Here is an 18,179-nt window from a genome sequence, read left to right as displayed (position 1 = left end):
GCACGGCTAGCCGTCGACGGCGCCGTCCTGGGTGACGAGCGCCTGGCGCACGGACTCGCTGCGGAAGAACTGGCCAATCACGGCGAAGGTCCCCGCGATGAGCGTGGTGCCCGCCACCGTCATGCCCAGGGCGAGCCAGGGAGCCACGGTGGTGACGGCCTCGGCGGCGGAGGGGTCCTGATACTCGGGGCGCTGGGCGAGCGTCTGGGCCAGGGTGACGCCCACGCGTCGGGCCACCACGGCCCACTGGGCGCCGTCGATGGTGCGCAGCACCGCCACCGTGACGGCGGCGCGGCCGAGCATCCGGCCCATGGCGCCCCGGGGCAGGTCGCCGGGGCGGAGCATGCGCAGGGCGGACACGAAGACGAAGGCACACGCCACGGCGAGCACGCCCATCAGCGCGGCACGCGGCTCACGCATGGGCTCGAGCGCCTGGTACTGCGTCTCCAGCAGGTGCTGGAGCACGGCCGGGTCATTGCCGAGGAGGAGCGGCGGGCCCTTCTCCAGGTGCTGGGAGCGCACCTCGTAGAAGTGCGCCAGCTCCGTGGCCTCGTTCAGGGATGCCCAGCCCGTCAACGCGGCGAGGATGCAGGCCACCAGCGCCGCGAAGCGGATGTGCCCGGGCAGCGAGCCCGAGCGGGGAGCAGACACCGTCACCGCTTGCTTGCCTCCACGAAGCGCAGTCGCAAGTCGGCGAGCAACCCGTCGAAGAGCTTCTCCTCTTCGGCCGTCAGGTTGCCCCGCGTCTTCAGCCGCAGCATCGACAACAGGTCCAGGTTCTGCCGGGCCAGCGGCAGGTCCTTCGTCGTCTGGCCCGTTTCGGGGTTCGGCGCATCACCCAGGTAGATGAGCACCGCGGTGCCCAGCCCCATGATGAACGTGGTGAAGCCGATGGGCTCCTCGGACGCGGAGCGCGCTTCCCCCCGCATGACGAAGGTCTCGCCGCGCTTCTCGTCCGCGGGGCTCATGGATTGTTCGGCTCGTCTTCGGAGGAGGAGGCGACGGCGGCCAGGTCGGCCTCGTCGTTGTTGGTGACGGGGGCCTCGTCGTCCGCCTCGTCGGCCTCATCGGACTCGTCCACGTCGTCCGTCTCGTCCTCGTCGTCGTAGTCGTCCTCCACGTCGTCGAGCATGAAGGTCTCCACCGGGACGGACTTGTCCGCCACATCAGGCAGGCTCTCGAGGTAGCGCTTGTGCGCCTTCTCGTCCAACTGGCCCGAGCGCAGGTACCGCTCCGCGGTGCGCTTATCGAGGTGCTTGGGGTCCACCGTGTCCGCCATGTTTCAAATCCTCAGAATTGCTTGGAAAACAGCGCGCCACCTTATAGCAGAGGGGCCGCCTGTCAACGCCGCCGTCCCGTCTTCCCAGTGCCGATGAACGTCCCGCCCCGTCCGCTGCTTCCCCCCGGCCTCTATCTGTTGTGCGACGACACCGTGTTGCCGGGCATTCCGCTGGTGGCCAAGGCGGAGCGCCTGCTGGCGGGCGGCGCGCGGGTGGTGCAGCTGCGGATGAAGCGCACGCCCGTCCGCGAGGCGCTGGAGGTGGCGCGGACGGTGGTGGCGCTGTGCCGGAGCGCGGGCGCGGTGTGCCTGCTCAATGACCGGGTGGACCTGGCGCTGTTGTCGGACGCGCACGGGGTGCACGTGGGGGACGAGGACCTGCCCGCCCGGGATGCGCGGGCGCTGTTGGGGCCCGGCCGGCTGGTGGGCGTCACGGTGCGAGATGAGCGCGGCGCGCGGGAGGCGCTGGAGGCGGGCGCGGACTACGTGGGCGTGGGGCCGGTCTTCGGCACGACGACGAAGGCGGTGCCGGCGCCGGTGCTGGGGTTGGAGGGGCTTTCGCGCGTGGTGAAGGGCAGCGCGTTGCCGGTGGTGGGGATTGGCGGCGTGGGGCTCGCCAACGTGGCGAGCGTGGCGGCGACGGGCGCGCATGGCGCGGCGGTGGTGTCGGACGCGCTGCTCGCCCAGGACATCGCCGAGCGGGTGCGGCTGCTCGCGGGCGCGTTTGAACGAGGCCGTGTGGGGGGGTAGGTTCGTCCGACGGACTCCCCCATGAACAATCATCCGCGACACCATGGTCAGCCGCCCCGGCGGCCCAACATCGGCATCACCCCGGACTGGAGCCAGCCCGAGGACCAGCCCTTCGCGAGATACGAGCTGAAGGTGCCCTACGCGGAGGCGGTGCTGCGCGCCGGAGGGCTTCCCTTCGTGTTGCCGTACGCGGACGACCCCACGTGCGTGGAGGCGTATCTGGACCGGGTGTCGGGGCTGCTCGTCACCGGCGGCGCGTTCGACATCCCGCCCGAGGCGTACGGCGAGACGGCGCGCGAGGGACTGGGCGCGCTCAAGGAGGGGCGCACCGCGTTCGAGGCCGCGCTGATGCGTGGGGCGCTCAAGCGGAACATGCCCGTGCTGGGCATCTGCGGCGGCATGCAGCTGCTCAACGTGGTGCTGGGCGGCACGTTGTTCCAGGACATCGGCCGCGAGGTGCAGGGCGCGCGCGAGCATGAGCAGAAGCACGACCGCACCCAGCCGCAGCACCCGGTGGACGTGCGCAGCGGCTCGCTGTTGGCGGAGGCCGTGGGCCATGGCCAGCTGATGGTGAACTCCACGCACCATCAGGCGGTGCGCACGGCGGGCAAGGACGTGAGCATCTGCGCGATGGCGCCGGACGGCGTGGTGGAGGCCATCGAGTCCACCACCCACGCGTTCGCCGTGGGCGTGCAGTGGCACCCCGAGTACATGTCCACGACGATTCCCGTGCACGTGGGGCTGTACAAGACCTTCGTGCAGAAGGCGCGTGAGCATCGGCGATGAGCCCGAGGGTGGTGCTGCTCGCGGGGCTGGAGCCGACGGGGCGGGCGGGGCTGCTGGCGGACGTGGCCGCGGTGCGCGCGCTGGGTGGGCAGCCCGTCGCGGTGCCGCTGGCGCAGACGGCGCAGGGTCGGCGGACGTTCTCCTGGACGGCGTCTCCTCCGCGCGTGGTGACCGCGCAGCTCACCGCCGCGCGCGAGCTGGGGGAGGTGCACGCGGTGAAGTGGGGGATGGTGCCGGGGCTGCCGCAGCTGGAGGCCGCGAGCCGCGCACTGAAGAGCGCGAAGGCGTGGTGGGTGGTGGACCCGGTGGTCTTCACGTCACGGGGGCAGCGACTGTCGCGCCTGTCCGCGCGGCGCTACCTGGCGCTCGCGGGGCCGCGGGTGGTGCTCACGCCGAACCTCGATGAGGCGGGGTGGCTTCTGGGGCGGCCCGTGCCAGAGGACGTGGCGGGTGCGCGCGCGGCGGCGACGGAGCTGCTCTCGCATGGTTTCGGCGGAGTGCTGGTGAAGGGCGGGCATCTGCCCGACACGGGGGCGCTGGCGGACGTGCTGGCCACGCCTGATGGCGTGCTCGAGGTGAAGGGTCAGCGGCTCGCGCGCTCCCCGGAGAAGCGCGGGACGGGGTGCCGGCTGGCGTCGGCGCTGGCCACGGAGCTGGGGCGGGGCCAGTCGCTCGAGGCGGCCACGCGCACCGCGCGCAAGCTGGTGATCCGCTACCTGAAGACAGGCCGCGAGTAGGGCTCCACGGGTCGCGCTGGTTGCGGCGGAGCACTGGCGGCGTCGAGGTGAGGTCGGGCCGCGAGTAGGGCTCCACAGGTCGCGCTGGTTGCGGCGGAGCACTGGCGGCGTCGAGGTGAGGTCGGGCCGCGAGTAGGGCTCCACAGGTCGCGCTGGTTGCGGCAGAGCACTGGCAGCGTCGAGGTGAAGTCGGGCCGCGAGCAAGTGCATTCCTCGGGGCCGCGCTGGCTGCGGCAGCGCACTGCCGACGTCGAGGCGCGTGCGACGGCGTCGAGATGAAGCCGGACCGCGAGCAGGCGCACGCCTCGGGGCCGCGCTGGCTGCGGCAGCGCCCTGCCGGCGTCGAGGCGCGTGCGGCGGCGTCGAGATGAAGCCAGACTGCGCGTAGGTTCGCTCTTCGGGGCCGCGCTGGCTGTGGTGCGCGGCCCAGGGCGTCATCACGCACTCACTGGCTGCGCGACTCGCGCAGCGGCGCCGAGCCCCGCGGCGCCATGAGCCGTCGTGAGTGCGGCTCCGCCCGAGGTCCGGGCGGGGACCTACTCGCCGCGGCTGCGGCTCTCGAAGCGGGTGTACTCGGCGAGGAACACCAGCGGGATTTCGCCGATGGGGCCGTTGCGCTGCTTGGCGATGATGAGCTCGACGGGGATGACGGTGGTGGCACCCGTGGACGGGGGCGGAGCCTCGCCGCCTTCCTCCACCTCTTCACGGTGGATGAACATCACCACGTCGGCGTCCTGCTCGATGGAGCCGGACTCACGCAGGTCCGACAGCATGGGCTTGCCGCCCTTGCGCTCCTCGACCTTACGGCTGAGCTGACTGAGGGCGATGATGGGCACCTCCAGCTCCTTGGCCAGCTGCTTGAGGGCACGGGAGATTTCGGCGACCTCCAACTGACGGCTCTCCACCTTGCCCTTCTGATGCATGAGCTGGAGGTAGTCGATGATGAGGAGCGACAGGCGCGGGTCCTTCTGCTTCACGCGCCGCGCCTTCGCGCGCAAGTCGAACGGCGACAGACCGCCGGAGTCGTCGATGTAGATGGGCGCGTTGTAGAGCGCGCCCGCCATCTCCTGGAACTTCTCCTCGTCATGCGGAGAGAGCCGGCCGCCACGCAGCTTCTTCATGTCCACCCGCGCGGTGGACGCGAGCAGACGCATGAGCAACTGGTCGGCGGGCATTTCCAGGCTGAAGATGCCGACCGCCTTGTTGTCCTTGAGCGCCGCGTGCACCGCCATGTTCATGGCGAACGACGTCTTGCCGACACCCGGACGGGCCGCGAGGATGATGAGCTCGCCGGCGTGCAGGCCCGTGAGCTGGTTGTCCAGGTCGATGTAGCCGGTCGACAGGCCGGTGATGCCCGTCGCCGCCGACTTCATCTTGTCGAGCAGGTCGAGCGTCTGCTCCATCAGCTCGCTGACCGGACGCAGATCTCCTTCGCGCTTCTTCTCCGCGAGGAGGAACACCTTGCGCTCGGCCTCGTCGAGCAGCACCTCCAGCTCGCCCGTCTCCTGGCTGGCGAGCTCTTGAATCTCCCGGCCCACGTTCGCGAGCCGGCGCCGCAGCGCCTGGTCCTTGACGATGTTCGCGTACTGGACGGCGTTGGAGGCCAGGGGGACGACCTGGTCCAGCCGCATCAGGTACGCGGGCCCCCCCACGGCGACGAGCTGCCCGAGGACCTTCAGCTCCTCCGCCAGCGTCAGGTGGTCGACCTGCTTGCTCTGGCCGTCCAGGCGGATCATCGCCGCGAAGATCTGGGCGTGCGCCGGGCTGGAGAAGTCGTCCGCGTGGACGACTTCGCCCACCGCGGCGATGAGTGAGTTGTCGGCGAGCACGGACCCTAGGACCGCGCGCTCGGCGGCGAGGTCCTCGTGGACCTTTCGCCCATCTCTGACGTCGAGGGAGTTCTCCATGGCTGCCCGCCCACTCTACAGGCGGCTCTGACATCCCCCTATTTTTCCGCCACAGACCTGTAGCAACGGGTGGGCACAAGGCGTCCTCCACCCCACCAGGTCACCCCTCCAAGCCCCAGCGCCGCAGGAAGGCTTCACGCCACGTGCGGCTGAGGACCACCGTCGTGCCGTTCTTCAGCACGAGGATGCCGTCGCCGTGCGTCCAGGGCTCCAGCCGGGCCACGGCCTCCAGGTTGATGATGTCGCCCCGGTGGATGCGCACGAAGCGCTCCGGGTCCAGGCGCTCCTCCAGGGCGCGGAGGCTCTGGCGGACCAGGTGCTCGCCGCCGGCCGTGTGGACGCGCACGTACTTGTCCTCGGAGGACAGGCGCCACACCTCCTCCAGGCGCAGCGGCACCCAGGCCTCGCCGGACTTCACCACCAGCCGCTCCAGCGCGCGTCGGGGGGCCGCGGTGGCCACCTCTCGCAGCAGCGCCTGGAGTCGCTCGGCTTCGCCCCCACCGCCGAGGAGCTGGGCGTGGGCCTTGTCCAGGGCGCGGGTGAAGCGCTCGCCGTCGTAGGGCTTGAGCAGGTAGTCCACCGCGTGGGCCTCGAAGGCCCGGAGCGCGAAGTGGTCATAGGCCGTGGAGAAGATGACGGCGGGGCCCGGCTCGGCGCCGAGTGCATCGAGCACCTCGAAGCCCGTCAGCCCCGGCATCTGCACGTCGAGCACGACGAGGTCCGGCCGGAGCGCCTCGATGCGCTCCAGCGCCTGCGTTCCATCCTCCGCCTCGCCCACCAGCGTGAAGCGCGTCTCGTGCTCGAGCAGGCGCTTCACCTTCGCGCGGGCGGGCGCCTCGTCATCCACCACGAGCAGTCGGAAGGTCGTCATGGCGTGAGGCTCCGTCCCTTCGTCCGGGCGCGGCTCGCGGCATCCGTCGGCACGCCGCGAGACGACTCCCTCGCCTCGCGGGAACCTGCGCCTCGTCGACCACCCATGCGGGTCCTCATGGCATGCCGCTCCGGGGCAGCGTGAGCGCCACGCTCGCGCCGCCCTCGGGCCCGCGTCCCCGCTCCAGTCGGGCCCGTCCACCGTGCAGCAGCGCCAGCGCCTGCTCCAGGTGGGAGAGCCCCACGCCCGGCCCCGAGGCCGGTGAGCTCTCGCCGAAGCCTCGCCCGGTGTCCTCCACCTCCAGGCGCAAGTCACCACCGCTCTCGCGAGCGCGGATTCGCACCTCCAGCGGCTCGCGGCGGTCCTGGTTGTGCTTCACCGCGTTCTCCACCAGCGTCTGCAGGGCGAAGCAGGGCACCCGCGCCGAATCGAGGGCCGGCGCCACGCTCCAGCTCACCCTCAAGCGGTCCCCGAAGCGCGCGGACAGCAGCGCGATGAAGCGCTGCGCATGGGCCCGCTCCTCCGCCAGCGTCCACGTGGGCTCGGCCCGCTCCAGGCTCGCGCGCAGCAGCTGCCCCAAATCACTCAGCAGCCGGTCCGTGCGCGCCAAGTCCTCGTACATGACGGAGCTGATGGTGTGCAGCGAGTTGAAGAGGAAGTGCGGATGGAGCTGGCCGGTGAGGGACTGGAGCTGGGCGGAACGCAGCTCGCCTTCCAGCTCCGCCGCGCGCAGGGCCCGAGCCTGTCGCTCACGCCACGAGGCCAGCAGGATGACGAAGGCCGCCGTCAGTCCGTAGACGAGCACGTCCTTCACCATCTCCATCGGCAGCCGGAAGCCCAGCGGTCCGTAGTCGTACCGCCCCCAGCCGAGCAACACGTAGAGCGGATGGCGCGAGCCCATCATGAAGAGGATGTGCGCCGTCGTGTAGAGCGCGAAGCACACCGTGTGCAGCCCCACGAAGCGGACCCAGCCCGATGCGCGGGGCGACGGCGCATTGAGCGCCGCGAACAGGATGACGGGCGCCGCGAGCCACCCGGAGAGCGCTCCGGTGATCTCCCACAAGTAGGCCCGTGACGCGGGCAGGGAGGTGAGCCCGTTGGCCAGCTGGTCCAGCCGCACCGCGGTGCCATACGACAGGCCGATGAGCAGGCTGAGGCCCAGCGTCACGAGCACCGGACGGACACGGAGGTGTGGCCAGCGCCAGGCGGGCTTCACGAGGGTGGGGGCGTCCATGAGGTCCTCGTCACGCAGTATGCCCCGGAGCCGCCGCACCCGGTGCGTGCACCCGGAGTGACGCACGGGCCTTCAGCCCGAAGAGCGGCCTCAGCCAGGGCAGGCGAGCGACTCCCTCGCTCAAGCCCCAGGAGAGCAGGAAGGACACCACGAGGACGCAGCCGAACAACGCCCACGGCCCCACCGGCAACCTCAAGAGCGCGAAGCCCACCACGATGATGACCGTCTGGTGGACGATGTAGAACGGGTAGGAGAGTTCCTGCGCGTGCCGCAGCCACGGGCGCGAGGTGGTGATGGAGCGCCGCGCCCAGCCCAGCGCCGTGAGGATGAACAGCCACTGCGAGGCCACCCGGCCCAGCGTCTCCGGAACGCGCGGGTACTCGTTCGGAGGCACCATCACCGCGAAGAGCACGGCCGACAGCCCCAGCAGCGCCCACCTGCGCTCCACCAGCGCGTCCCACAGGCGCGGCGTCCGCCCCATCAGGTGGCCCACCAGGAACAACAGTCCGTAGTGGCCGAAGGTCAATGGGTCATCGAACAGGCCGTGCGTCACCGGATGCCCGTGCAGCAGCACGTCGTTGAGCGCCAGTAGCACCACCAGCCACAGCACGTTCAGGCCCCGGCACAGCCACGCCTCCAGCCGCTCCACCCACGCGCGGGCGCGCGTGCTGCCCAGCCACGCGAACAGCGGCAGCGCCAGCATGCAGTAGACGAAGAGGTAGACGACGAACCACAGGTGATGCCAGCTCAGGCTGCCGCCTCGAGGGTAGGGCACGAACTGGAACACGGAGGGGTAGAAGTCCGCGTAGCTCCCCTGGAAATGCCCCTGGAGCACGCGCTCCACGTAGATCTGCGGCGGGACGATGACGAGCATCCCGAAGAGCACCGGCACCAGCAGCCGACGCACCCGGTCCGCCGCGAAGGCCCCCGTCGAGCGACGCCGCAGCGCCAGCGCCGTGCCGATGCCCGAGATGACCATCAACAGCGGCATGCGCACCAGGTGGAGCACCTCCATCGTCGGCTCCAACACCGGCAGCGCGACGGGCGACTTCACGTGCCAGTCCCACCTGTTGAACATCATCCCCGTGTGGAACAGGTGCAGCACGAGGATGGCCACGACGCGCAGCCAGTCCAGGTCCGGGTGATGGGCTTCGGAAGACGTCGTCGGTGCGGGCGTGCTCATGGGCGAGCCTCCTGTCCCCACCGGGATACGCACCCCGCGCTGGCCCCTCCACGCGTCTGTCGTGGGACGGACCGGCGACGGCGCCAGCCGGACAGGGCAGGGGGCCGGAAATGAAAAGGCCGCCCGGGTTGCCCCGGACGGCCTCTTCGATGCGACGAGGGTGAAGGCGACGCGCCGTTACTCGGCGGCGACCTCGACCTTGATCTTCGCCGTCACCTCGCGGTGCAGGCGCAGCTCCACCTCGTAGTTGCCGAGCGTCTTGATGGGCTCGGGCAGGTGGATGGCGCGGCGGTCCACCGTCTGGCCCTGGGCCGCGACGGCCTCCGCGATGTCCAGCGCCGTGACGGAGCCGAACAGCTTGTCCTGCTCGCCCACCTTGCGCTTGATGGTGACCTTGATGGAGCCGACCTTCTTCGCCTGCTCCTCCGCGGCGCCCTTCAGCTTGGCGTTGCGGGCGGTGATGACCGCCTTCTCGTGCTCGAGCTGACGGAGGTTCTGCTCGCTGGCCAGAACCGCCTTCTTGCGCGGCAGGAGGTAGTTGCGGCCGAAGCCGTCCTTCACGGTGACGAGCTCCCCGGACTTGCCGAGGTTCTCGATGTCCTCACGCAGAATGACCTTCATGTTCAGTCTCCTGTGCGGACCGGCGCTCAGCCGACCACCGCGTTGTAGGGGAGCAGCGCGATGCCACGGGCGCGCTTGATGGCCGTCGCCACCTCGCGCTGGTGCTTCGCGCAGTTGCCGGAGATGCGGCGGGGGATGATCTTGCCGCGCTCGGTGACGAAGTACTTCAGCGTCGCCTGGTCCTTGAAGTCCACCGAAGCGTCCTTCTCCGCGCAGAAGCGGCAGACCTTCTTGCGACCGAAGCCACGGCCACCGCCGCGCTTCTCGTCGTCACCACCCATGCCGCCGCCGCGATCACCGCGGTCGCCACCACGGTCCCCGCGGTCGCCACCACGGTCACCCCGCGGCCCACCGCCGCCGAAGCCGCCACTGCGGCCGCCCGACGACGCGCCCGTCTTGCTGTCCGTACCGTTGCTCATGAAATTTCTCGTTTCCTGGATAGGGCCCTAGAGAATGTCCCGGGTGGCGCTCAGGCCTCCTCGGACGACTCCTCCTCCGACTCGCCAACGGCCTCCTCGCCGCCATCGCCGCGGAAACCACCCTCGCGGTCGGCGGGAGCCCCAGGACGCGTCTCCTCCACGTCGCCAGCCAGCTTCAGGTCCTCGAGGACCGGGCGCGTGTCGGGGTCCACCTCATCCGCCTTCTTCACGGAGATGTAGCGGGTGACCTCATCCAGGTTCTTCAGGTTGCGCTCGATCTCCGCCACCAGCTTCGAGCCGCCCAGGTAGCTGGCGTGCACGTAGATGGCGCGGGGCTGCTTGGCCACGGGGAACAGGGTCTTCTTCTTGCCCCACACCGTGAAGCGGAGGACCTTGCCACCCTCGCGGTCGACGATGCCACGGACGCGCTCCTTGAGCTTGTCCACGTTGTCGTCCGTCAGGTCCGGCTTGACCAGGAAGATGGTCTCGTACTCACGAAGCCGCTTGGCGGCCTGCGTCTCTGCCATGTTTTCTCTCCCCTTGGGGTCGAGTGCCCCTCGGACCATCCGAGGAGCGGGGAAACGGCGAGCGGCCTGGAGGGCCACCACCGGGGACGGGAAACCGCGCGCCCGTCACCTTCGCGCTACGTCCCGTGCAGAACACGGGAAGCTGGAAAAGAACATCCCGCCAGAGCAGCCTCCAGCGAGCGAACGGGCCTTCTAGGAGGCGCCCCAGGGCAAGTCAAGCACCCGGAAAGCCCGCCCGGCCGCTTCCCGGGTGGATCAGGCCTTCCGGTTGAACCGGTTCATGGCCACCGACAGCCCCTCCCGCACCCAGCACTCCGTCATGTCCAGCGCCCGGGGGATGAGGTCCTCCAGCTGGCGGCGCTCCCCGTCGTCGAAATTGGACAGGACGTAGCCGGCCACCCGCTCGCGGGCGTTGGGGCCCTCCGGCTTGTCGATGCCGAAGCGCAGCCGGATGAAGGCCTCCGAGCCCAGGCTCGAGACGATGCTCTTGAGCCCGTTGTGGCCCCCCGCGCCGCCGCCCGCCTTGAGCTGCAGCCGCCCCATGGGCAGGTCCAGCTCGTCGTGGATGACGAGCACGTCCTCGGGCGGGACTTTGTAGAACCGCGCCGCCTCGGCCACCGAGCGGCCCGACAGGTTCATGAACGTCTGGGGCTCCACGAAGAGCACGCGCTCGCCCGCGAGCGTCCCCTGGCCCACCCTGGCGGCGAACTTCTCCTGGTTCAGCTCGGCGCGGGCGCGCGACAGCATCGCCTCCACCACCATGAACCCGATGTTGTGCCGGTGCCGCTCGTACTCGCGCCCCGGGTTGCCCAGCCCGCAGATGAGCTTCATGGGAACTCCAAAAAGAAACGGGGCCCGCCTCCGACGAGGCCGGCCCCGTGTCCAGGGTACACCGGAAGAGGACTACTTCTTCGCGGGAGCCTTGGCCGCCGCCGCGGGGGCCGCCTTGTCGCCGGCCTTCGCCGCCGCCGGAGCCGCCGCGGGAGCCGCCGCCGCCGCCGGAGCCGCCTCGGCGGACTCGGGCGCGCTCAGCACGGCCAGGGTGTAGTTGACGTTCGTCTTGATGGAGACGCCCGTGGGCAGCTTCACGTCGTTGACGTGCAGCGCCTCGGCGATCTTCATCGCCGTCACGTCCACCTCGATGCGCTCCGGGATGGCGTTCGGCAGCGCCCACACCTCGAGCTCGCGGCGGGCCTGGGTGAGCAGACCACCGTCCGCCACGCCCTGCGCCTTGCCCGTCAGCACGAGCGGCACGTTCACCTTCACCTGCTCGTTCTCACGCACGCCGATGAAGTCCACGTGCAGGATCTCACGCGTGACGGGGTCCATCTGGTAGTCCTTCAGGAGGACCTGCTGGTCGCCACCGGCCAGCTTCAGCTGGATGAGCGTGTTGAACTTGTGCGGCGTGTTGATGGCCGCCTTCACGCTCTTGGGGTCCACGGCGATGTGCACCGGCTTCTCCAGGTGCTTGCCGTACACCACGGCGGGGACCAGACCCTGGCCGCGCAGACGGCGGGCAAAGCCCTTGCCGGAACCTTCACGCGCCTTCGCCTCGAGGGTGCTCTTGTCGGTGGACATGGAAATACCTTTATTGGGGGATGCAACGACGGTTGCCAACAACCCCCGGCGCCCTCGGCATCCCGCCCCATTGGCGGGCCCCGAAGACGGCGCCCATGGAAAGAGGCCGTTGGAGGAGGCCGGACATGCCAGCCCCCCGACATGGAGTCAAGTCGCCCGACGGCCGGGCGACGGTCTCCTCAGACGAACAGCGAGCTGAGCGAGTCGGCCCGGTGGATGCGGGCGATGGCTTCCCCGAAGAGGCGCTCGGTGGTGAGCACGCGGATCTTCGAGCAGGCCAGGGCCGCGGGCGACAGCGGCACCGTGTCCGTGAACACCACCTCCTCCAGCACCGAGTCCTGGATGCGCTGGATGGCGGGGCCGGAGAGGATGGGGTGCACCGCGTAGGCGACCACGCGGCGGGCGCCCTTGGCCTTGAGCGCCGCGGCCGCCTGGGTGAGCGTGCCGGCGGTGTCCACCATGTCGTCCACCAGCACCGCGTCCTTGCCCGTGACGTCGCCGATGAGGTTCATCACCTCGGAGGCGTTGGGGCGCGGGCGGCGCTTGTCGATGATGGCCAGGCCCGTGTTCAGCCGCTTGGAGTAGGCGCGCGCGCGCTCGACGCCGCCGGCGTCCGGCGACACGATGACGAGCTCCTGCGACTCCGGGAAGCGCTTGCGCAGGTCCTCCAGGAACACCGGCGAGCCGTACAGGTGGTCCGAGGGGATGTTGAAGAAGCCCTGGATCTGCCCGGCGTGCATGTCCATGGACACCACGCGCTCGGCGCCCGCGACCTCCAGCAGGTCCGCGATGAGCTTGGCGGTGATCGGCGTGCGCGGCGCCACCTTGCGGTCCTGGCGTGCGTACCCGTAGTACGGAATCACCGCCGTGATGGAGCCCGCGCTCGCCCGCTTCAGGGCGTCGCACATGATGAGCATCTCCATCAGGTGGTCGTTGGCCGGCGGGCACGTGGACTGGAAGATGAAGACGTCGTGACCGCGGACGTTCTCTCCAATCTCGACGTGGATCTCACCGTCGGAGAAGCGACCCACCTCGGCCTTGCCGAGCGGACGCTTGAGGTACTCGCAGATTCGGTGAGCCAGGCCGGGATTCGAGCTCCCGGCGAAGATCTTGAAGTCGCGCGGCTGCATGATGGAGCCGCTGACTAACCTGGACACGCGCCGATGTGAAGGCCGTTAGTCGAGATCCGCTGGCATCGGACCGAGCATCCCGGCTTGCGCCTGATGGAGGTGCCGCTCGTACTCCATGAGGATGACGCGCTCCATCTGACTGCGCGTATCCGCGTTGAGCGGGTGGGCTATATCCTTGTACGTCCCATCTTTCCGCTTCTTCGCCGGCATCGCGATGAACAGCCCCGAGGAGCCGTGGATGACCTTCAAGTCGCGAATGACGAAGCAGTGATCCAGGGTGATGGTGACGTACGCCTTGAGCTTGTCCTCTTCGACCGGAAACACCCGGACGTCGGTGATGTTCATGGTCCCCCCCCGAACCCGAAAGGTCGGAGCTGGCGGGAAGCCTGGGACATCCCGGGTGCAAAATGCAAGTGTATGGTGATGGCTTCGTGTTGCGATTGTTCCACTCGCTCACAGTCCGACAGGCGCGAGCGGGACTACCCGAGGGCTCCCGGCCAGTGCAGGACCAGGTGGGTCAGAAAAGCCAGATGGTAGACCACGATGATGCCGTACACGACGGCGCCCGCCCGGATGGCGACGCGGCTGGCCCTCAGCCGGCGGTGCAGGCACAAGAGCCACAGGCCCGCGTTCACGATGAGCAGCTTGGAGAACATGAAGAACATCGGTGACTGCTCGTAGGCCAGGCGCATGAGCGGGTTGAGCTCCTCCGCCACGCCCAGCTGCAGGAACAGCAGCGTGAACAGCCCGTCCATCAGGTTGAGCATCAGCAGCGCCACCGACGCCGGTGACGCATAGAAGGAAGCCCGACCACCCTGGATTGCGCCCTGAACCTGCTCCACCGTCGTCGTCGCCACGCCCCACCTCCCCGCCCACGCCTGCGTCCGGACCACTCCCTTTCAAGCGGCTTGCCAGCGCTCGAAGGCGGCGTGGAGGGGCAGGCGGGCGGACGGGCGGGGAGGACGTGGCGGGCCGTGTCACGGGCACGCGGATGGCGGTTGACTCCAGCGGGGGGGTGACAGACTATCCGCGCCCCTCCGCCCCCAGGCCAGGCGAGCTAACTTGCACCAATTCCCCAAAGATATCGGGTGGATAGAGGTCATCTGCGGTTCGATGTTCTCCGGTAAGACGGAGGAGTTGATCCGCCGCGTCCAGCGTGCCGTGTACGGCAAGCAGAAGGTGCAGGTGTTCAAGCCCCGCATCGACAACCGGTACGACGAGACGTCGGTCGTCAGCCACTCCAAGCTCCGGGTGACGTCCACGCCGGTGGAGCGGGCTGAAGAGATTTTTTACCGGTTGGCGCCCGACACGCAGGTGGTGGGCATCGACGAGGTGCAGTTCTTCGGCACCGAAGTGGTCGCGGTGGTGGAGGCTCTCGCCAACAAGGGCCTGCGGGTCATCTGCGCGGGGCTGGACCAGGACTACCAGGGGCGCCCGTTCGAGCCGATGCCGCAGTTGATGGCCGTCGCGGAGTACGTGACGAAGGAGCTGGCCATCTGCGTGGTGTGTGGGAATCCGGCCAATCGCTCCCAACGTATCGTGTCCAGTGGTGAGCGGGTGGTGGTGGGCGCCGCGGGCGCGTACGAGCCGCGCTGCCGCAAGTGTCACGTGCCGGAGCCCTCCGAGGGCACGCCGCCGCAGACGCTGGAGTTGTTCGACTGACAGCAGCGTGGGCGCCCGCAGGGGCGCGGGCGCGAGAGGAACCGACCGGATGCGCGACACCCTGTACGCGAACGTGCCCTTCAAGCTGAACGAGATGACCCACCACTATGGACCCAACGTCCACCTGGTGGGCAATCCGTTCCTGCTCTCCCAGCTGGCCACCCTGTGCGCCAAGGGCGTCATCCAGCCGCAGATCAACCGGCTGGTGGAGACGCTCTACATCGACCTGGTGAAGACGGTGGTGAACGCGGAGTTCCCCCGGAAGATGGTGAGCCTGCCCACCCGGATGATCGACTCCACGCCGCAGGGGCTCTACCAGGGCGAGGTCATCGACCCCCAAGTGCGGGTGGTGACGGTGAACATCGCGCGGGCGGGCACGCTGCCGTCGCAGGTGACGTACGACCTGCTCAACGCGACGGTGGACCCGTCGGTGGTGCGTCAGGACCACATCATCATGAGCCGGATGATCGACGCGGCCGAGGCCGTGGTGGGCTCGCAGATCGGCGGCGCGAAGATTGGCGGGGACGTGGATGACGCGTTCGTGCTCTTCCCGGACCCGATGGGCGCCACGGGCGGCAGCCTGTCCACGGCCATCACGCTTTACAAAGACAAGGTGCCCGGCACCCCCCGGCGCATCATCACCCTGAACCTCATCGTCACGCCGGAGTACCTGCGGCGCATGACGACGGACCACCCGGACGTCATCATCTACGCGCTCCGGCTGGACCGGGGGCTGTCCCCGCCGGAGGTGTTCGGCACGGCGCCGGGCGCGCTCTGGGAGAAGGAGCGGGGCCTGGATGACAGGCAGTACATCGTCCCCGGAGGCGGCGGCTTCGGGGAGATCATGAACAACGCCTACGTGTAGCGCGGAGGAGACCTTGGCGTTCTACGAGCAGGAAGTCGGCGTCCTGATTACCGAGGACAAGCTGCAGGCGCGCGTGAAGGAGCTGGGTGCCGAAATCACCCGGGACTACGCGGGCAAGGAGCTCACCCTCGTCTGTGTGTTGAAGGGCTCCACGTTCTTCGCCATGGACCTGGCGCGCGCGGTGGATCTCCCGCTCACGCTGGAGTTCCTGGGCGTGTCCAGCTACCAGGGCGGAACGGAGACGACGGGCGAGGTGCGCATCACCACCGACGTCAGCAAGCCGATGGCGGGCAAGCACCTGCTCATCATCGAGGACATCATCGACACGGGGCTCACCATGAGCTTCCTGTTGGAGAACCTCCGCGCGCGGCACCCGGCGTCGCTGAAGCTGTGCTCGCTGCTGGAGAAGCCGTCGCGGGCGCGCACGAAGATCGACATCGACTACAAGGGCTTCGTTATCGACGACCTCTTCGTCGTCGGCTATGGCCTGGACTTCGCGGAGAAGCTGCGCAACGTGCCGTTCATCGGCGTGATGAAGGGCAAGTAGGCTCGGCAGGACCCGGCCGTGTGGGAGGAGGCCCGTCCTCCCGCCGGCTCGAGGGTGGCGGCGCCTCGGGCGCTCCGCGTGACAACTGGTCTCCGAGCATGGAGCGGGGTGGCGCTTTGTCACCGGAGCGTGCGTGCACAGCGTCCCGGTTGGGACTGCTGGCGCCGCGAGGCGCCGGGCGCGAGTGTCCGTGTCCGGCAGGAGCGCGGCGAGAGAGGATTCGCATGCGTTCGCCGACGGACAGAAGGACCCCGGCTGCGGTGTCAGCCGGGGTGAATGAGGGGATGCGGAAGTACCTGGCCGAGTTCATCGGGACGTTCGTCCTGGTGCTCGGCGGCGTGGGAGCGGCCGTGCTGGCGGGGGACCGCATCGGTTTCCTGGGCGTGTCGTTCGCCTTCGGGCTGTCCTTGCTGGCCATGGTGTATGCGATTGGCCCCATCTCCGGCTGCCACGTGAATCCGGCGGTGACGGTGGGGCTGACGCTGGCGGGCAAGTTCGAGACCAAGCACATCCTGGGCTATGTGGTGGCGCAGTGCCTGGGCGCGGTGCTGGCGGCGGGCGTGGTGCTGCTCATCGCCAAGGGCGTGCCCGGGGGCTACCAGGCGTCGGTGGCGGGGCTGGGCTCCAACGGGTACGGCATCGCGTCCCCGGAAGGGTATGGCGCGGGGGCGGCGTTCCTGGCGGAGGTGGCGCTGACGTTCCTGCTGGTGCTGACGGTGCTGGGGGCGACGGACGCGCGGGCGCCGGTGGGCTTCGCGGGGCTGGCGATTGGCCTGGTGCTGACGCTCATCCACCTGGTGGGAATCCCCGTGACGAACACCTCCGTGAACCCCGCGCGCAGCCTGGGGCCCGCGGTGTTCGCGGGCGGGCAGGCGCTCAGCCAGCTGTGGATGTTCATCATCGCGCCGCTGTTGGGCGGTGGGCTCGCGGCGGCGGTGTACCGCTCCGTGTTCGCGCCGGCCGCGGAGATTTCGGCGCGCACGGCGGAGCGCTCGCTGGACGCCGAGCGGGCGGAGCGCATCGCGCAGGACCGGAGCCGCACGCGCTCGCCGGTGTGAGCCCGGAGTCGCGGTGCGCGTCAGCGAGTCGCTGAGTCAAGGGCCCGTCGCCGGGAGGTTCACGGTGGCGGGCCTTGCTCGTGGGGGGAGGGGCTCGCGCTCCAGGCGCCCTCAGCGGAGGAGCGCGGCGCCCAGCAGGTAGACGACGTAGCAGGCCCAGGGCAGCGCGAAGGCCATCATCAGCAGGTTGAGGCTCGCGGCCCAGACGGGCACGCGCTCGCGCTGGTTGCGCCACGGGAGCATGACGAGCGAGCCGCCCGCGAGCACGGGCAGCGGCAGCAGGTTGGCGGCGGCCACCTTGGCGCTGAGCAGACCCCAGGCGCGCAGGAGCTCTCCGTCGCGCAGCACGGCGACGAAGCGCTCGATTCGCTCCGGGAGGAGCGAGACCTGGAAGGGCAGGGCGAAGCCGGTGACGAAGTGGCGCAGGCCCTCACCAGGGCCCAGGCAGGCCATGGCGACTCCGACGAGCACGGCCCACGGCAGCACGATGGTGGCCGCGTGCCGCGCGACGGGCAGCTGGCGCAGGCGGTTGTCGGCCGGCGCCTTCGAGGACGCCGCGTCCTGCGTCGGGTCCTCGAAGCTCACCGCGCTGCCGAAGGGGACCAGGGGCCGCAGCGCCCACTGGATGCCACCGAGTGACAGGGTGAAGAGCCGCGGGCCGACGCCCAGCTTCACCAGCGTGGGCCGGACGCCGAATGAGCTGGCCACGGCCGCCTGACTCAGCGCCCACAGCGCGTTGACGGTGAAGAAGAGCATCCAGAGCCAGAAGAGCAGGGCGGCGCGGTCCATGGTGTGCCCCCTGTCTATCACGTGACACCCGGGGGATTCACCGCGGGCGCGCTCCGCCGATGGACACCCGCCCGTGCTTCGTCGACGTGCCGCCGATGTCTCGGATTGCGTCTGGAGGTGATGCGTGGCGGCCATGCTGGTGCAGGGGCTGGCGCGCGCTCGGGGTCTCCTCAGGGGCGGCAGCAGGCGCTTGCTGAGGTAGGCATGGAGGTCGGAGTCGAATGACTCGGTGATGA

Annotated in this window: 23 protein-coding genes; 7 read left to right on the top strand and 16 right to left on the bottom strand. The window is 69.6% G+C overall.

Annotated elements, in window-relative coordinates; genetic code table 11:
• Positions 1-6 precede the first annotated feature (6 nt).
• Genes AC6JA9_RS29885 through AC6JA9_RS29875 form a run of 3 tightly spaced genes read right to left on the bottom strand, consistent with a single transcriptional unit; the run spans position 7 to position 1,279 of the window.
• Complete coding sequence (locus tag AC6JA9_RS29885) at positions 7-657, bottom strand: hypothetical protein (protein WP_223745549.1); 651 nt, start codon at positions 655-657, stop codon at positions 7-9.
• A complete protein-coding gene (locus AC6JA9_RS29880; protein WP_223745550.1) occupies positions 654-968 on the bottom strand; it encodes a DUF1844 domain-containing protein in 315 nt (104 codons plus the stop codon). Before AC6JA9_RS29880 ends, AC6JA9_RS29885 begins: the two co-directional genes overlap by 4 nt.
• On the bottom strand, positions 965-1,279 hold the full coding sequence (locus AC6JA9_RS29875) for an RNA polymerase subunit sigma (protein ID WP_141325145.1): 315 nt from the start codon (positions 1,277-1,279) through the stop codon (positions 965-967). The genes AC6JA9_RS29880 and AC6JA9_RS29875 overlap by 4 nt, the downstream gene beginning before the upstream one ends.
• A gap of 93 nt (positions 1,280-1,372) precedes the next feature.
• Here AC6JA9_RS29875 and thiE point away from each other — a divergent pair, with 93 nt between their 5' ends.
• From thiE to thiD, 3 genes are read left to right on the top strand one after another with little or no spacing between them, the layout of a single operon-like run.
• Positions 1,373-2,029 (top strand): thiamine phosphate synthase, encoded by a 657-nt coding sequence (gene thiE, locus AC6JA9_RS29870; RefSeq protein WP_248545935.1) that lies wholly within the window; start codon positions 1,373-1,375, stop codon positions 2,027-2,029.
• Positions 2,030-2,050: 21 nt separating this feature from the next.
• On the top strand, positions 2,051-2,815 hold the full coding sequence (locus tag AC6JA9_RS29865) for a gamma-glutamyl-gamma-aminobutyrate hydrolase family protein (RefSeq protein WP_223745552.1): 765 nt from the start codon (positions 2,051-2,053) through the stop codon (positions 2,813-2,815).
• On the top strand, positions 2,812-3,552 hold the full coding sequence (gene thiD / locus AC6JA9_RS29860) for a bifunctional hydroxymethylpyrimidine kinase/phosphomethylpyrimidine kinase (RefSeq protein WP_141325147.1): 741 nt from the start codon (positions 2,812-2,814) through the stop codon (positions 3,550-3,552). Before AC6JA9_RS29865 ends, thiD begins: the two co-directional genes overlap by 4 nt.
• A gap of 536 nt (positions 3,553-4,088) precedes the next feature.
• Here thiD and dnaB read toward each other — a convergent pair.
• From dnaB to AC6JA9_RS29800, 12 genes are all read right to left on the bottom strand, one after another.
• A complete protein-coding gene (dnaB, locus tag AC6JA9_RS29855; protein WP_046715141.1) occupies positions 4,089-5,459 on the bottom strand; it encodes a replicative DNA helicase in 1,371 nt (456 codons plus the stop codon).
• A 100-nt stretch (positions 5,460-5,559) separates the two neighbouring features.
• Complete coding sequence (locus tag AC6JA9_RS29850; RefSeq protein WP_223745554.1) at positions 5,560-6,330, bottom strand: LytR/AlgR family response regulator transcription factor; 771 nt, start codon at positions 6,328-6,330, stop codon at positions 5,560-5,562.
• Between the two features lie 115 nt (positions 6,331-6,445).
• Positions 6,446-7,564, bottom strand: a complete 1,119-nt coding sequence (locus AC6JA9_RS29845) for a sensor histidine kinase (protein ID WP_223745555.1) — start codon at positions 7,562-7,564, stop codon at positions 6,446-6,448.
• A gap of 10 nt (positions 7,565-7,574) precedes the next feature.
• Positions 7,575-8,747: an acyltransferase family protein gene (locus AC6JA9_RS29840; RefSeq protein WP_497958207.1), complete on the bottom strand. Its 1,173-nt coding sequence runs from the start codon at positions 8,745-8,747 to the stop codon at positions 7,575-7,577.
• A gap of 177 nt (positions 8,748-8,924) precedes the next feature.
• The gene (gene rplI / locus AC6JA9_RS29835) at positions 8,925-9,368 is read right to left on the bottom strand and encodes a 50S ribosomal protein L9 (protein WP_046715138.1); all 444 of its coding nucleotides are present in this window, start codon (positions 9,366-9,368) and stop codon (positions 8,925-8,927) included.
• 26 nt (positions 9,369-9,394) lie between these two features.
• Positions 9,395-9,787 carry a 30S ribosomal protein S18 gene (gene rpsR, locus AC6JA9_RS29830; protein ID WP_046715137.1) on the bottom strand — a complete coding sequence of 131 codons (393 nt, stop codon included), beginning with the start codon at positions 9,785-9,787 and terminating at the stop codon, positions 9,395-9,397.
• 50 nt (positions 9,788-9,837) lie between these two features.
• The gene (gene rpsF / locus AC6JA9_RS29825) at positions 9,838-10,314 is read right to left on the bottom strand and encodes a 30S ribosomal protein S6 (protein WP_046715136.1); all 477 of its coding nucleotides are present in this window, start codon (positions 10,312-10,314) and stop codon (positions 9,838-9,840) included.
• Positions 10,315-10,569: 255 nt separating this feature from the next.
• Positions 10,570-11,145: an aminoacyl-tRNA hydrolase gene (pth, locus tag AC6JA9_RS29820; protein WP_497958206.1), complete on the bottom strand. Its 576-nt coding sequence runs from the start codon at positions 11,143-11,145 to the stop codon at positions 10,570-10,572.
• A 72-nt stretch (positions 11,146-11,217) separates the two neighbouring features.
• Positions 11,218-11,892 (bottom strand): 50S ribosomal protein L25/general stress protein Ctc, encoded by a 675-nt coding sequence (locus AC6JA9_RS29815; RefSeq protein ID WP_223745558.1) that lies wholly within the window; start codon positions 11,890-11,892, stop codon positions 11,218-11,220.
• Between the two features lie 179 nt (positions 11,893-12,071).
• Positions 12,072-13,022 (bottom strand): ribose-phosphate pyrophosphokinase, encoded by a 951-nt coding sequence (locus tag AC6JA9_RS29810; protein WP_046715133.1) that lies wholly within the window; start codon positions 13,020-13,022, stop codon positions 12,072-12,074.
• A 45-nt stretch (positions 13,023-13,067) separates the two neighbouring features.
• Complete coding sequence (gene spoVG / locus AC6JA9_RS29805) at positions 13,068-13,367, bottom strand: septation regulator SpoVG (RefSeq protein ID WP_046715132.1); 300 nt, start codon at positions 13,365-13,367, stop codon at positions 13,068-13,070.
• Positions 13,368-13,501: 134 nt separating this feature from the next.
• On the bottom strand, positions 13,502-13,879 hold the full coding sequence (locus tag AC6JA9_RS29800) for a DUF5658 family protein (RefSeq protein ID WP_174816712.1): 378 nt from the start codon (positions 13,877-13,879) through the stop codon (positions 13,502-13,504).
• Positions 13,880-14,084: 205 nt separating this feature from the next.
• On the opposite strand from AC6JA9_RS29800, the gene AC6JA9_RS29795 reads away from it, so the two are divergent.
• From AC6JA9_RS29795 to aqpZ, 4 genes are all read left to right on the top strand, one after another.
• Complete coding sequence (locus tag AC6JA9_RS29795) at positions 14,085-14,684, top strand: thymidine kinase (protein ID WP_046715130.1); 600 nt, start codon at positions 14,085-14,087, stop codon at positions 14,682-14,684.
• A 49-nt stretch (positions 14,685-14,733) separates the two neighbouring features.
• Positions 14,734-15,549, top strand: a complete 816-nt coding sequence (locus AC6JA9_RS29790; RefSeq protein ID WP_223745559.1) for a uracil phosphoribosyltransferase — start codon at positions 14,734-14,736, stop codon at positions 15,547-15,549.
• 13 nt (positions 15,550-15,562) lie between these two features.
• A complete protein-coding gene (gene hpt, locus AC6JA9_RS29785; protein WP_497958205.1) occupies positions 15,563-16,096 on the top strand; it encodes a hypoxanthine phosphoribosyltransferase in 534 nt (177 codons plus the stop codon).
• Positions 16,097-16,320: 224 nt separating this feature from the next.
• A complete protein-coding gene (gene aqpZ / locus AC6JA9_RS29780) occupies positions 16,321-17,154 on the top strand; it encodes an aquaporin Z (protein ID WP_370640301.1) in 834 nt (277 codons plus the stop codon).
• A 111-nt stretch (positions 17,155-17,265) separates the two neighbouring features.
• On the opposite strand, the gene AC6JA9_RS29775 is transcribed toward aqpZ, so the two are convergent.
• Positions 17,266-17,943: a site-2 protease family protein gene (locus AC6JA9_RS29775; protein WP_267700169.1), complete on the bottom strand. Its 678-nt coding sequence runs from the start codon at positions 17,941-17,943 to the stop codon at positions 17,266-17,268.
• Positions 17,944-18,179: the final 236 nt, after the last annotated feature.

The sequence above is a fragment of the Myxococcus sp. MH1 genome (assembly GCF_059738865.1).
This window is presented reverse-complemented; position numbering and strand designations above follow the sequence as displayed.